This window comes from Streptomyces sp. NPDC058284 (genome assembly GCF_042881135.1).
Classification (GTDB): Bacteria; Actinomycetota; Actinomycetes; order Streptomycetales; family Streptomycetaceae; genus Streptomyces.
The window spans coordinates 19,392-32,653 of sequence record NZ_JBHVYE010000010.1 but is presented as its reverse complement, the minus strand read 5'-3'; the positions used below and the strand labels follow the sequence as shown (position 1 = coordinate 32,653).

General features: G+C 66.8%; 18 protein-coding genes and 1 pseudogene. 17 read left to right on the top strand and 2 right to left on the bottom strand.

The features are described 5' to 3' along the window. The first annotated feature begins 425 nt into the window (after positions 1 to 425). The 4 genes from rpsL (at position 426) to tuf (ending at position 4,774) form a co-directional block, all read left to right on the top strand. Complete coding sequence (gene rpsL, locus ACFVYR_RS16190) at positions 426 to 797, top strand: 30S ribosomal protein S12 (RefSeq protein ID WP_003948652.1); 372 nt, start codon at positions 426 to 428, stop codon at positions 795 to 797. A 2-nt stretch (positions 798 to 799) separates the two neighbouring features. After that, positions 800 to 1,270: a 30S ribosomal protein S7 gene (rpsG, locus tag ACFVYR_RS16185; protein ID WP_055553483.1), complete on the top strand. Its 471-nt coding sequence runs from the start codon at positions 800 to 802 to the stop codon at positions 1,268 to 1,270. A gap of 39 nt (positions 1,271 to 1,309) precedes the next feature. Continuing rightward, complete coding sequence (fusA, locus tag ACFVYR_RS16180; RefSeq protein WP_384250459.1) at positions 1,310 to 3,436, top strand: elongation factor G; 2,127 nt, start codon at positions 1,310 to 1,312, stop codon at positions 3,434 to 3,436. Between the two features lie 144 nt (positions 3,437 to 3,580). Further along, positions 3,581 to 4,774, top strand: a complete 1,194-nt coding sequence (gene tuf / locus ACFVYR_RS16175) for an elongation factor Tu (RefSeq protein WP_362994426.1) — start codon at positions 3,581 to 3,583, stop codon at positions 4,772 to 4,774. 180 nt (positions 4,775 to 4,954) lie between these two features. Here tuf and ACFVYR_RS16170 read toward each other — a convergent pair whose 3' ends face one another. Together ACFVYR_RS16170 and ACFVYR_RS16165 are read right to left on the bottom strand one after the other, a co-directional pair. Further along, positions 4,955 to 5,302: a hypothetical protein gene (locus ACFVYR_RS16170; protein WP_384250455.1), complete on the bottom strand. Its 348-nt coding sequence runs from the start codon at positions 5,300 to 5,302 to the stop codon at positions 4,955 to 4,957. Positions 5,303 to 5,390: 88 nt separating this feature from the next. Then, complete coding sequence (locus ACFVYR_RS16165) at positions 5,391 to 6,326, bottom strand: helix-turn-helix domain-containing protein (RefSeq protein WP_384250452.1); 936 nt, start codon at positions 6,324 to 6,326, stop codon at positions 5,391 to 5,393. A 329-nt stretch (positions 6,327 to 6,655) separates the two neighbouring features. Here ACFVYR_RS16165 and ACFVYR_RS16160 point away from each other — a divergent pair. From ACFVYR_RS16160 to rpsQ, 13 genes and pseudogenes are all read left to right on the top strand, one after another. Beyond that, positions 6,656 to 6,739, top strand: a pseudogene (locus tag ACFVYR_RS16160) (DUF397 domain-containing protein); the annotation flags it as partial. Positions 6,740 to 6,814: 75 nt separating this feature from the next. Then, positions 6,815 to 7,327, top strand: a complete 513-nt coding sequence (locus ACFVYR_RS16155; RefSeq protein ID WP_384250449.1) for a DinB family protein — start codon at positions 6,815 to 6,817, stop codon at positions 7,325 to 7,327. Between the two features lie 546 nt (positions 7,328 to 7,873). Next, a complete protein-coding gene (gene rpsJ / locus ACFVYR_RS16150) occupies positions 7,874 to 8,182 on the top strand; it encodes a 30S ribosomal protein S10 (protein ID WP_003948644.1) in 309 nt (102 codons plus the stop codon). Positions 8,183 to 8,196: 14 nt separating this feature from the next. Continuing rightward, the gene (gene rplC, locus ACFVYR_RS16145) at positions 8,197 to 8,841 is read left to right on the top strand and encodes a 50S ribosomal protein L3 (protein WP_384250447.1); all 645 of its coding nucleotides are present in this window, start codon (positions 8,197 to 8,199) and stop codon (positions 8,839 to 8,841) included. 8 nt (positions 8,842 to 8,849) lie between these two features. Beyond that, positions 8,850 to 9,503, top strand: coding sequence for a 50S ribosomal protein L4 (gene rplD, locus ACFVYR_RS16140; protein ID WP_384250444.1), 654 nt, complete (start codon positions 8,850 to 8,852; stop codon positions 9,501 to 9,503). Next, complete coding sequence (gene rplW / locus ACFVYR_RS16135; protein WP_223776220.1) at positions 9,503 to 9,922, top strand: 50S ribosomal protein L23; 420 nt, start codon at positions 9,503 to 9,505, stop codon at positions 9,920 to 9,922. The genes rplD and rplW overlap by 1 nt, the downstream gene beginning before the upstream one ends. 39 nt (positions 9,923 to 9,961) lie before the next feature. After that, positions 9,962 to 10,798 carry a 50S ribosomal protein L2 gene (rplB, locus tag ACFVYR_RS16130; protein WP_055553495.1) on the top strand — a complete coding sequence of 279 codons (837 nt, stop codon included), beginning with the start codon at positions 9,962 to 9,964 and terminating at the stop codon, positions 10,796 to 10,798. 12 nt (positions 10,799 to 10,810) lie between these two features. Continuing rightward, positions 10,811 to 11,092, top strand: coding sequence for a 30S ribosomal protein S19 (gene rpsS / locus ACFVYR_RS16125; protein ID WP_125514475.1), 282 nt, complete (start codon positions 10,811 to 10,813; stop codon positions 11,090 to 11,092). Between the two features lie 41 nt (positions 11,093 to 11,133). Then, positions 11,134 to 11,481 carry a 50S ribosomal protein L22 gene (rplV, locus tag ACFVYR_RS16120; protein WP_016645177.1) on the top strand — a complete coding sequence of 116 codons (348 nt, stop codon included), beginning with the start codon at positions 11,134 to 11,136 and terminating at the stop codon, positions 11,479 to 11,481. Further along, on the top strand, positions 11,481 to 12,323 hold the full coding sequence (gene rpsC / locus ACFVYR_RS16115; RefSeq protein WP_361716669.1) for a 30S ribosomal protein S3: 843 nt from the start codon (positions 11,481 to 11,483) through the stop codon (positions 12,321 to 12,323). Before rplV ends, rpsC begins: the two co-directional genes overlap by 1 nt. A gap of 5 nt (positions 12,324 to 12,328) precedes the next feature. Next, entirely contained in the window at positions 12,329 to 12,748 is a 420-nt protein-coding gene (gene rplP / locus ACFVYR_RS16110) for a 50S ribosomal protein L16 (RefSeq protein WP_030782563.1), read from the top strand. Continuing rightward, a complete protein-coding gene (gene rpmC / locus ACFVYR_RS16105) occupies positions 12,748 to 12,972 on the top strand; it encodes a 50S ribosomal protein L29 (RefSeq protein WP_127912615.1) in 225 nt (74 codons plus the stop codon). Before rplP ends, rpmC begins: the two co-directional genes overlap by 1 nt. After that, positions 12,972 to 13,259 (top strand): 30S ribosomal protein S17, encoded by a 288-nt coding sequence (rpsQ, locus tag ACFVYR_RS16100; protein ID WP_384250439.1) that lies wholly within the window; start codon positions 12,972 to 12,974, stop codon positions 13,257 to 13,259. The genes rpmC and rpsQ overlap by 1 nt, the downstream gene beginning before the upstream one ends. Positions 13,260 to 13,262 lie beyond the last annotated feature (3 nt).

Here is a 13,262-nt window from a genome sequence, read left to right as displayed (position 1 = left end):
ACGGGGTGGCCGCCCTTCGGCGCAGGAGGCGCTCACGGCGCCGGGGCGGCCCTGGGCCGGGTCGGTCCGGGTCGGGGGCCGGTGGGCCGACGTGGTGGCCGTGAAGGGCCCTCGCCGGGCCGTGGCGGGCCAGGAAGCGGGCGGCCGGGGTGTCCACGATGCGGCCAGATGCCCGGCGTGTCGCCCCCCACCGCATTTGTTTTGACCAGACTCGATGAGGTAGGTACGCTCATACCTTGTGCCTGGGGTGTGCCTGGGCTCGTGCGCGTGTCCTCAACCGCGATGCGAGTCCGTCAACGGCCACCGTGATCTGCGCCCCTTTCCGCCTTGCGGCGGGAGTCTGCAGCATTCGACACACCCGACCGCGTGGGTCGGCGATGTTCCGGGTTAGCTTTACTATTCGGCACACAGAAACCGGAGAAGTAGTGCCTACGATCCAGCAGCTGGTCCGGAAGGGCCGGCAGGACAAGGTCGAGAAGAACAAGACGCCCGCACTCGAGGGTTCGCCCCAGCGCCGTGGCGTCTGCACGCGTGTGTTCACGACCACCCCGAAGAAGCCGAACTCGGCCCTCCGTAAGGTCGCGCGTGTGCGTCTGACCTCCGGGATCGAGGTCACGGCCTACATTCCGGGTGAGGGACACAACCTGCAGGAGCACTCCATCGTGCTCGTGCGTGGTGGCCGTGTGAAGGACCTGCCTGGTGTTCGCTACAAGATCATCCGCGGTTCGCTCGACACCCAGGGTGTCAAGAACCGCAAGCAGGCCCGCAGCCGCTACGGCGCCAAGAAGGAGAAGTAAGAATGCCTCGTAAGGGCCCCGCCCCGAAGCGCCCGGTCATCATCGACCCGGTCTACGGTTCTCCTCTGGTGACCTCCCTCATCAACAAGGTGCTGCTGAACGGCAAGCGTTCCACCGCCGAGCGCATCGTCTACGGCGCCATGGAAGGCCTGAAGGAGAAGACCGGCAACGACCCGGTCATCACCCTCAAGCGCGCGCTCGAGAACATCAAGCCGACCCTCGAGGTCAAGTCCCGCCGTGTCGGTGGCGCGACCTACCAGGTCCCGATCGAGGTCAAGCCGGGCCGTGCGAACACGCTCGCCCTGCGCTGGCTGGTCGGTTACTCCCGCGCCCGTCGCGAGAAGACCATGACCGAGCGTCTGCTCAACGAGCTCCTCGACGCCTCCAACGGCCTCGGTGCCGCTGTGAAGAAGCGCGAGGACACCCACAAGATGGCCGAGTCCAACAAGGCCTTCGCGCACTACCGCTGGTAGTCGCTACCCACATCGAGACCGAGAGAAGACTGAGCCGACATGGCTACCACTTCACTTGACCTGGCCAAGGTGCGCAACATCGGCATCATGGCCCACATCGACGCGGGCAAGACGACGACCACCGAGCGGATCCTGTTCTACACCGGTGTCTCGTACAAGATCGGTGAGGTCCACGACGGCGCCGCCACGATGGACTGGATGGAGCAGGAGCAGGAGCGTGGCATCACGATCACCTCTGCTGCCACCACCTGTCACTGGCCGCTGAACGACGTCGACCACACGATCAACATCATCGACACCCCGGGCCACGTCGACTTCACCGTCGAGGTGGAGCGTTCGCTCCGCGTGCTCGACGGTGCCGTGACGGTGTTCGACGGCGTCGCCGGCGTCGAGCCCCAGTCCGAGACCGTGTGGCGTCAGGCGGACCGCTACGGCGTCCCGCGCATCTGCTTCGTCAACAAGCTCGACCGCACCGGTGCCGAGTTCCACCGTTGTGTCGACATGATCGTCGACCGCCTCGGTGCGACCCCGCTCGTCATGCAGCTGCCCATCGGCGCAGAGGCTGACTTCAAGGGCGTCGTCGACCTCGTCACGATGAAGGCCTTCGTCTGGTCCGCAGAGACCAAGTTGGGCGAGGCCTACGACATCGTCGACATCCCCGCCACGCACACCGAGGCTGCCGAGGAGTACCGCGGCAAGCTGCTCGAGGCCGTCGCGGAGAACGACGAGGACATGATGGAGCTGTACCTCGAGGGCCAGGAGCCCACCGAGGAGCAGCTGTACGCGGCGATCCGTCGCATCACCATCGCGTCCGGCAAGGGCGGCGACACCACCGTCACCCCCGTCTTCTGCGGTACCGCGTTCAAGAACAAGGGCGTCCAGCCCCTGCTCGACGCGGTCGTGCGCTACCTGCCGTCCCCCCTGGACGTCGAGGCCATCGAGGGCCACGACGTCAAGGACCCGGAGACGGTCGTCAAGCGCAAGCCGTCCGACGACGAGCCGCTGTCGGCCCTCGCGTTCAAGATCGCGAGCGACCCGCACCTCGGCAAGCTCACCTTCGTCCGGATCTACTCCGGTCGCCTGGAGGCCGGCACCGCGGTGCTGAACTCCGTCAAGGGCAAGAAGGAGCGCATCGGCAAGATCTACCGCATGCACGCGAACAAGCGTGAGGAGATCGCGTCGGTGGGCGCCGGTGACATCGTCGCCGTCATGGGCCTGAAGCAGACCACCACGGGTGAGACGCTCAGTGACGACAAGAGCCCGGTGATCCTGGAGTCCATGGACTTCCCGGCGCCGGTCATCGAGGTCGCCATCGAGCCGAAGTCCAAGGGTGACCAGGAGAAGCTGGGTGTCGCCATCCAGCGTCTCTCGGAGGAGGACCCCTCCTTCCGCGTTCACTCGGACGAGGAGACCGGCCAGACCATCATCGGTGGTATGGGCGAGCTTCACCTCGAGGTGCTCGTCGACCGCATGAAGCGCGAATTCCGCGTCGAGGCGAACGTCGGCAAGCCGCAGGTGGCGTACCGCGAGACGATCCGCAAGACCGTCGAGCGCGTCGACTTCACCCACAAGAAGCAGACCGGTGGTACGGGTCAGTTCGCGAAGGTTCAGATCGCGATCGAGCCCATCACGGACGGCGACGCGTCGTACGAGTTCGTGAACAAGGTCACCGGTGGCCGCATCCCCAAGGAGTACATCCCCTCGGTGGACGCGGGTGCGCAGGAGGCCATGCAGTTCGGCATCCTGGCGGGCTACGAGATGACTGGCGTCCGCGTCACGCTCATCGACGGTGCCTACCACGAGGTCGACTCCTCCGAGCTCGCCTTCAAGATCGCCGGCTCGCAGGCCTTCAAGGAGGCCGCTCGCAAGGCCGGTCCCGTACTGCTCGAGCCGATGATGGCCGTCGAGGTCACCACGCCCGAGGACTACATGGGCGATGTCATCGGTGACATCAACTCCCGCCGTGGCCAGATTCAGGCCATGGAGGAGCGCAGCGGTGCTCGCGTCGTGAAGGGCCTCGTGCCCCTCTCGGAGATGTTCGGCTACGTCGGAGACCTCCGCAGCAAGACGTCGGGTCGCGCAAGCTACTCAATGCAGTTCGACTCCTACGCCGAGGTTCCGCGGAACGTCGCCGAGGAGATCATCGCGAAGGCCAAGGGCGAGTAACTCACCCGAGTTCACGCTTTAGGCTTGACACCATCCGCCGGGGTTCGGAACCCCAGGGCAAGAACCCCGGCGGCTGGCTTCCCAGCAAAGATCACCTGGCGCCGATGAAGCAAGGCGTACAGAACCACTCCACAGGAGGACCCAGTGGCGAAGGCGAAGTTCGAGCGGACTAAGCCGCACGTCAACATCGGCACCATCGGTCACATTGACCACGGTAAGACGACCCTCACGGCCGCCATTACCAAGGTGCTGCACGACGCGTACCCCGACCTGAACGAGGCCTCGGCCTTCGACCAGATCGACAAGGCTCCCGAGGAGCGCCAGCGCGGTATCACGATCTCGATCGCGCACGTCGAGTACCAGACCGAGGCGCGTCACTACGCCCACGTCGACTGCCCCGGTCACGCGGACTACATCAAGAACATGATCACGGGTGCCGCGCAGATGGACGGCGCCATCCTCGTGGTCGCCGCCACCGACGGCCCGATGCCGCAGACCAAGGAGCACGTGCTCCTGGCCCGCCAGGTCGGCGTTCCGTACATCGTCGTCGCCCTGAACAAGGCCGACATGGTGGACGACGAGGAGATCCTGGAGCTCGTCGAGCTCGAGGTCCGTGAGCTCCTCTCCGAGTACGAGTTCCCGGGCGACGACCTTCCGGTCGTCAAGGTCTCCGCTCTGAAGGCCCTTGAGGGCGACAAGGAGTGGGGCCAGACCGTCCTCGACCTGATGAAGGCCGTCGACGAGTCGATCCCGGAGCCCGAGCGCGACGTCGACAAGCCGTTCCTGATGCCGATCGAGGACGTCTTCACGATCACCGGTCGTGGCACGGTCGTCACCGGTCGTATCGAGCGTGGTGTCCTCAAGGTCAACGAGACCGTCGACATCATCGGTATCAAGACCGAGAAGACCACCACCACGGTCACCGGCATCGAGATGTTCCGCAAGCTGCTCGACGAGGGCCAGGCCGGTGAGAACGTCGGTCTGCTCCTCCGTGGCATCAAGCGCGAGGACGTCGAGCGCGGCCAGGTCATCATCAAGCCCGGTTCGGTCACGCCGCACACCGAGTTCGAGGCCCAGGCCTACATCCTGTCGAAGGACGAGGGTGGCCGTCACACCCCGTTCTTCAACAACTACCGCCCGCAGTTCTACTTCCGCACCACGGACGTGACCGGCGTCGTTACCCTCCCCGAGGGCACCGAGATGGTCATGCCGGGCGACAACACCGAGATGAGCGTCGAGCTCATCCAGCCCGTCGCCATGGAAGAGGGCCTGAAGTTCGCCATCCGTGAGGGTGGCCGGACCGTCGGCGCCGGCCAGGTCACCAAGATCAACAAGTAAGTCCTCGACTTGCTTGCGGATCGGGGTAACCCGGTCGCTCTGAACTGAGCGCATCGCAGTACACGCAGTAACGGAAGGGCCCGTACGACTTCGGTCGTACGGGCCCTTTTGCGTGCGTGGTGCGCGTTGGCGCGGTACGGGCGGCTTCTTCCGCTGCGAAGGCGTACTCCCAGCTCCAGCTCAAGCCCGTACTGCCTTCATGGCCTCGTCGAGGACAGCGCTCAGCTCACGCAGGGCTTCCCCGGCGACTGCCGCGTCTTCGTGCTCCAGGTCCCGCGTCGCGCGGGTGTGCCGGGCGGACAGGTCGGGGCGGCGCGCGATCTCGATGTCCCGGGCCCAGGTGAGGACCCAGCTCCGTACCGGGCTGAGGGACTGCCACTCGACGGCCTTGGCAAAGGCCTCGTCCTTGGTGCGCTGCATCTCCGGCAGGCGCGCCGGGGCGACGACGGCGAGGGCGGCGCGCAGGGCGTCGGGCGTGTGCTCAGGGCGGGGTGCCAGCTCGTGTCCGTGGTCGGCCTGCGTGCTCATACGGTCCTCCCGGGAGTGCACTGGCCAGGTTAGTCGCCTGTGGCTCTCGGGATGGGGGGACGCGAACATTGTTCAGTGTTTCCGCTGGTCAGTGGGTGTACGGGAGATCGGACGCCGGTTCCTCAGCCTCGCGGCAGTCGCCGCAGGGCCCCGGCTCCGGGCCTCGGAAGGCGCGGTCGCAGGTGTCGCAGTTCTGGAGGGGGTGCCGGATCGCCGTCGGGGTGCGGAAGGCGGGTGCGGGTGGGAGGAGGGCCGTCAGGCGGTGGGCCAGCAGGGCGGCCGGGCGGCACAGGTCCGTGGGTGGCAGGTCGTGCGTCAGGGCGTGGCGCACGGCCTCAAGGGTGACGTCCCGTTCCAGCCAGGCGACCACACCCATGGTCAGGTGGGCCGTGTCGCGGGCCGTCAGGATCAGGCGCGGGTCGTGGTGGCGCAGGCCCGTGAGGAGCTGGTTCGCCTCGTCGAGGAGGGGCGGGGCCGCGCAGGTGGGGTGCGGTACCGCCGGGAGGGGGCGGGGAATTTTGCGGGGTGGCGAGGGGGATGCCTGCTCGGCTCGCGCCTCTTCGGGGTGGGGCTTCGGCGACGGGGGGTGTTGCCGGGTGGTGCGTGGCTGGTTGCAGGAGGTCGTGCGGGTGACGATGCGGCCGGTGGGGGTGCGTTCGCGGTCCCGGCGCAGGTAGCCGTGTGTCTCCAGCTCACGGAGGCCCGCGGCGATACGGGTGGCTCCCTCGGGGAAGCGGGCTGCCAGCGTCTTGATGTCGACGCGGGCGCCGGTCGGCAGCGACTGGATGTGGCAGGCCAGGCCGATCGCCAGGAGGGACAGCTCCTGGTGCTGCGCGAGGTGGTTGCCGATCACCGTGAAACGGGCGGTGTGGCGGGTGTTCTCGTGGGCGATGCCGGACGGCTGGCGCCGGGCAGCGGTGGCGTGCGCTTCGCCTCGGGGACGTGTGGTCGCCCTTGCGGGGGGTTTGTTGTCCCCGTCGGCGGACTTGGCGCACGGGGACGCGCTAGGGTTTTGGGTGTCCATCGGGAAGGTCCTATCTTCCTCGGTGGTCAGGCCCTCGCCTCGGGATTGCCGTCCCGGCGGGGGCCGTCGCATGTCTGCGGTTGTTTTGCCTGCTGGCGCTGACAGTAGGGGAGACGGGGGGCCCGAAAGCCAGCTGAGCCGGTGATGTTCACTCGGGGGAGTGAGCGGGCGCGGCACCGCTGACTCGCGGCCCGGCGGGGCCTGGTGGGGCTTGGTGGGGGTTCTTTCTCTCTCAGGTTTCTTGGGGAAGCCGCCTGTGCCGCCGGAGCACGCGGGGGCGGGTTCCGGCGGTGTGAGACGCAGTTCCGCCCTGACCGGTCCACGTCCGGGATTCCAAGGACGCGCACGGCCCCCGGTTCACCGTGAGCGGCACGGCCTGGGGCGACTTCCTGGCGTACGTCCCGGGCAAATAGTGGCGCATCAGGCAACGTTCGCCCTGTAGTGAGGCCCGCCCGTCGACGGCTTCGGCCGCTGGCGATAATCGACCGATGAGCGCCATCGATCGCCCTATGCCGCCCCTGAACACCGACGAGCGCACGACGCTTGAAAGCTGGCTCAACTTTCACCGCACCACACTGGCCATGAAGTGCGAGGGTCTGGACGATGAGCAGGCCGCCGTCGCGTCCGTGCCGCCGTCGGGCTTCACGTTGACCGGCCTGGTCCAGCACATGGCGGAGGTGGAGCGGAACTGGTTCCGCCGCGTGCTCGCCGGAGAACAGGCCCCGCCCATCTACGACCCGCAGGCCGACCCGGACGGCCCCGACGGCGGCTTCGACCTTGCTGCGGGCGCCACCCTGAGCGACGCCCTCGCCACCTGGCACGCGGAGATCGCCCGCGCCCGCGAGCACTGCGCCGACCGTGCTCTGACCGATACGGGCCGATTCATGGAGCAGGACGTCAACCTCCGCTGGATCTACGTCCACATGATCGAGGAGTACGCCCGCCACAACGGCCACGCCGACCTGGTCCGGGAACGCGTCGATGGCACCACCGGCGTTTAGCGCCGGATGAGGTAGCGGCGGATCATGCTGCCCCTGTTCCTTGTGGCTGGCGCGGTGGCTTCACTCGCCCAGACCCCCATGCCCGCACGGGGCTCCGGCGCGCCGACCCGGCTCCCGGGTTTGATCTCCGTCACTCACGGGGTACGCTCATCCGCTCGATTGGCACCAGGCATGCCCCGTATGGCAGACTGTCATGGTTGCTCGGTTGAGTGCCGATGCTGCGCGCCTCCCGCCGGGAGGACCGGAAGCGAGTCCCACAGTACTCGTCGCCCCATCTGTCGAAGGCCCTGAAAAGCCCGCAGGCAGCGCTGAGGCGGACGTACGGGAATCTTTCGGGAAGTGCGGTGCGGTTACCCGGCCAGGCGCCCGGTGGGTTTCTTCCCCCGGACCTGCGGTCAGCTGGGCCGCAGCCCCTAGCAGGGATTTCTCCTTCGGGAGAACTGTGTGAGCGGGACTGCGACACGCCCGACCGCGTGGGTCGGAGGAAGTAGAAAAAAGGGCCTTCCGGGGGCCAGAGCGTTCGAGACAAAGGACTACTAAGTAGCCATGGCGGGACAGAAGATCCGCATCCGGCTCAAGGCCTACGACCACGAGGTCATCGACTCCTCGGCGAAGAAGATCGTCGAGACGGTGACGCGTACTGGTGCGTCGGTCGCGGGCCCGGTGCCGCTGCCCACTGAGAAGAACGTGTACTGCGTCATCAAGTCGCCGCACAAGTACAAGGACTCGCGCGAGCACTTCGAGATGCGCACGCACAAGCGCCTGATCGACATCCTCGACCCGACCCCCAAGACCGTTGACTCGCTGATGCGCCTGGACCTTCCGGCCGGCGTTGACATCGAGATCAAGCTCTGAAGGGCGCGAAGAAGATGACCAAGCAGATCAAGGGCATCCTGGGCGAGAAGCTCGGCATGACCCAGGTCTGGGACGAGAACAACCGTGTCGTCCCGGTGACCGTGGTCAAGGCCGGGCCCTGCGTCGTTACCCAGGTCCGTACGAATGACAGCGACGGCTACGAGTCGGTCCAGATCGCCTTCGGCGAGATCGACCCGCGCAAGGTGAACAAGCCCCTCAAGGGCCACTTCGCCAAGGCCGACGTGACCCCCCGTCGCCACCTCGTCGAGATCCGTACCGCTGAGGCCAGCGAGTACACCCTCGGCCAGGAGCTGACCGCCGAGACGTTCGAGGCCGGTATCAAGGTCGACGTCACCGGCAAGAGCAAGGGCAAGGGCTTCGCCGGTGTGATGAAGCGTCACAACTTCCACGGCGGCAAGGCCTCCCACGGTGCCCACCGCGTGCACCGCAAGCCCGGTTCCATCGGTGGCTGTGCCACCCCCGGCCGTGTCTTCAAGGGCATGCGCATGGCGGGTCGCATGGGCAACGAGCGGGTCACCACCCAGAACCTGACCGTCCACGCCGTTGACGCGGAGAAGGGCCTGCTCCTCATCAAGGGCGCGGTTCCTGGTCCGAACGGCGGCCTCGTCCTGGTCCGTACCGCGGCCAAGGGGGCCTGAGGTAACCCATGAGCACCATTGACATCCTTTCGCCGGCAGGCGACAAGACCGGGACGGTCGAGCTCCCCGCGGAGATCTTCGACGTCGAGAAGATCAGCATTCCGCTGATCCACCAGGTCGTCGTCGCGCAGCTGGCCGCGGCCCGTCAGGGCACGCACAAGACCAAGCGCCGTGGCGAAGTCCGCGGTGGCGGCAAGAAGCCGTACCGCCAGAAGGGCACCGGCCGCGCGCGCCAGGGTTCGACCCGTGCGCCGCAGTTCGCCGGCGGTGGCGTCGTCCACGGCCCCGTGCCGCGCGACTACTCGCAGCGCACGCCCAAGAAGATGAAGGCTGCCGCGCTGCGTCACGCCCTCACCGACCGGGCGCGCAACTCCCGCATCCACGTCGTCTCCGACGTGGTCGAGGGCGAGATCTCGACGAAGGCCGCGAAGAGCCTGCTCGGCAAGGTCAGCGAGCGCAAGAACGTGCTCCTGGTCATCGAGCGCTCGGACGAGACCGCGCTGCTCTCCGCCCGTAACCTGCCCCAGGTGCACATCCTGGAGCCGGGCCAGCTGAACACGTACGACGTGCTCGTCTCGGACGACGTGGTCTTCACCAAGGCCGCCTTCGAGTCCTTCGTGTCTGGCCCCAAGGCCGATGAGACCGAAGGGAGCGAAGCCTGATGGCTATTCGTCACCAGAGCATCGCGTCCAAGGCTGCGAAGGCCGCCAAGGCCGCGCGCGTCGCCAAGGCGAAGCGCATCGCGACCGAGGGCAAGATCGCTGTTGAGCCCACCCCGCTGAGCAAGTCCTTCTCGGACCCGCGCGACGTCCTCGTCAAGCCGGTCGTCTCCGAGAAGTCGTACGCGCTGCTCGACGAGGGCAAGTACACGTTCATCGTGGCCCCCGGCTCCAACAAGACCCAGATCAAGCAGGCCGTCGAGTCGGTCTTCTCGGTCAAGGTCACCGGAGTCAACACGATCAACCGTCAGGGCAAGCGCAAGCGCACCAAGTCTGGTTTCGGCAAGCGTGCCGACACCAAGCGCGCGATTGTGACCCTTGCTGAGGGCGACCGTATCGACATCTTCGGCCAGGCCTCCTAACGGAGTGCCCTGGTCCGAATATCGGACGAGGACTGAGAAATGGGAATCCGCAAGTACAAGCCGACTACGCCGGGCCGTCGTGGCTCCAGCGTCGCCGACTTCGTCGAGGTAACGCGGTCCACGCCGGAGAAGTCGCTGGTTCGCCCGCTGCACAGCAAGGGCGGCCGTAACAACGCCGGTCGGATCACCGTTCGCCACCAGGGTGGCGGACACAAGCGCGCCTTCCGCGTGATCGACTTCCGTCGTCACGACAAGGACGGTGTGCCGGCCAAGGTCGCGCACATCGAGTACGACCCCAACCGCACCGCGCGCATCGCGCTGCTGCACTACGCGGACGGCGAGAAGCGCTACATCCTCGCCCCGCGCGGCACGCAGCAGGGTGACCGGATTGAGAGCGGCCCTGGCGCCGACATCAAGCCCGGCAACAACATGGCGCTGCGCAACATCCCGGTGGGTACGACGCTCCACGCCATCGAGCTGCGGCCCGGCGGCGGCGCGAAGTTCGCCCGCTCGGCCGGTGCCTCGGTGCAGCTGCTCGCGAAGGAAGGCGCCATGGCGCACCTTCGTATGCCGTCCGGCGAGATCCGTCTCGTCGACGTGCGCTGCCGCGCCACCATCGGCGAGGTCGGCAACGCCGAGCAGTCGAACATCAACTGGGGCAAGGCCGGCCGTATGCGCTGGAAGGGCGTCCGCCCGACCGTGCGTGGTGTCGTGATGAACCCGGTCGACCACCCGCACGGTGGTGGTGAAGGCAAGACCTCCGGTGGTCGCCACCCGGTCTCGCCGTGGGGCAAGAAGGAGGGTCGTACTCGTGATCGCAACAAGGCGAGCAACAAGTACATCGTCCGCCGCCGCAAGTCGAACAAGAAGCGCTAGGAGCGGGTTTAGATGCCGCGCAGTCTCAAGAAGGGGCCCTTCGTCGACGACCACCTCGTAAAGAAGGTGGACGTCCAGAACGAAGCCGGCACCAAGAACGTCATCAAGACCTGGTCCCGTCGCTCGATGATCATTCCCAGCATGCTGGGTCACACGATCGCGGTGCACAACGGCAAGACCCACATCCCGGTGTTCGTCACCGAGTCGATGGTCGGCCACAAGCTCGGCGAGTTCTCGCCGACTCGCACCTTCCGCGGCCACGTCAAGGACGACCGGAAGTCGAAGCGCCGCTAGCGCGGGGTGGAACGACTATGACTAACACCGAAGGGACAACCATGGAAGCCAGGGCCCAGGCGCGGTACATCCGCGTCACGCCCATGAAGGCCCGCCGCGTGGTGGACCTCATCCGTGGCATGGATGCCACGGAGGCTCAGGCGGTCCTGCGTTTCGCCCCGCAGGCCGCGAGCGTGCCGGTCGGCAAGGTGCTTGACAGCGCCATTGCCAACGCCGCGCACAACTACGACCACTCTGACGCCTCTTCGCTGGTCATCAGCGAGGCGTACGTGGATGAGGGCCCGACCCTGAAGCGGTTCCGTCCGCGTGCCCAGGGCCGTGCCTACCGGATCCGTAAGCGGACCAGCCACATCACCGTGGTCGTCAGCAGCAAGGAAGGAACCCGGTAATGGGCCAGAAGGTAAACCCGCACGGGTTCCGGCTCGGTGTCACGACCGACTTCAAGTCGCGTTGGTACGCCGACAAGCTGTACAAGGACTACGTCAAGGAAGACGTCGCCATCCGTCGGATGATGACGTCCGGCATGGAGCGCGCCGGCATCTCGAAGGTGGAGATCGAGCGCACCCGTGACCGTGTGCGTGTGGACATCCACACCGCCCGTCCCGGCATCGTCATCGGCCGCCGTGGCGCCGAGGCCGACCGCATCCGCGGTGACCTCGAGAAGCTCACGGGCAAGCAGGTCCAGCTGAACATCCTCGAGGTCAAGAACCCCGAGGTCGACGCTCAGCTCGTGGCCCAGGCCGTGGCGGAGCAGCTGTCCTCCCGCGTCTCCTTCCGTCGCGCCATGCGTAAGAGCATGCAGTCGTCGATGAAGGCCGGCGCCAAGGGCATCAAGATCCAGTGTGGTGGCCGTCTCGGCGGCGCCGAGATGTCCCGCTCGGAGTTCTACCGCGAGGGCCGTGTGCCCCTGCACACGCTCCGCGCGAACGTCGACTACGGCTTCTTCGAGGCCAAGACGACCTTCGGCCGCATCGGCGTGAAGGTCTGGATCTACAAGGGCGACGTCAAGAACATCGCCGAGGTCCGCGCCGAGAACGCCGCTGCCCGTGCGGGTAACCGCCCGGCCCGTGGCGGCGGCAACGACCGCCCGGCCCGTGGTGGCCGCGGTGGCGAGCGTGGCGGCCGCGGCCGCAAGCCGCAGCAGCAGTCCGCGCCGGCTGCCGAGGCCCCCAAGGCCGACGCTCCCGCCGCCGCTGCCGCTCCGGCTGAGAGCACCGGAACGGAGGCCTGACCGAAATGCTGATCCCCCGTAGGGTCAAGCACCGCAAGCAGCACCACCCCAAGCGCCGTGGTCAGGCCAAGGGTGGTACGACGGTCGCATTCGGCGAGTACGGCATTCAGGCCCTCACGCCGGCGTACGTGACCAACCGCCAGATCGAGGCGGCTCGTATCGCGATGACCCGCCACATCAAGCGTGGCGGCAAGGTCTGGATCAACATCTACCCGGACCGCCCCCTCACCAAGAAGCCTGCCGAGACCCGCATGGGTTCCGGTAAGGGTTCTCCGGAGTGGTGGGTCGCGAACGTTCACCCGGGACGGGTGATGTTCGAGCTGTCGTACCCGAACGAGAAGATTGCTCGTGAGGCGCTTACCCGCGCTGCTCACAAGCTTCCGATGAAGTGCCGCATCGTTCGGCGCGAGGCAGGTGAGTCGTGATGTCGGCCGGTACCAAGGCGTCCGAGCTGCGCGAACTGGGCGACGAGGAGCTTGTCAACAAGCTTCGCGAAGCCAAGGAAGAGCTGTTCAACCTCCGCTTCCAGGCGGCGACGGGTCAGCTCGAGAACCACGGTCGGCTGAAGGCCGTCCGTAAGGACATCGCGCGGATCTACACCCTGATGCGTGAGCGCGAGCTGGGCATCGAGACGGTGGAGAGCGCCTGATGAGCGAGAGCAACGTGACTGAAGAGACGAAGGCCGCGCGCGGCTTCCGCAAGACCCGCCAGGGTCTTGTCGTCAGCGACAAGATGGACAAGACCGTCGTCGTCGCCGTCGAGGACCGTGTTACCCACGCGCTGTACGGCAAGGTCATCCGCCGTACGAACAAGCTCAAGGCGCACGACGAGCAGAACGCTGCCGGCGTCGGCGACCGCGTCCTCCTGATGGAGACGCGTCCGCTGTCGGCGAGCAAGCGCTGGCGCATCGTCGAGATCCTCGAGAAGGCCAAGTAATTC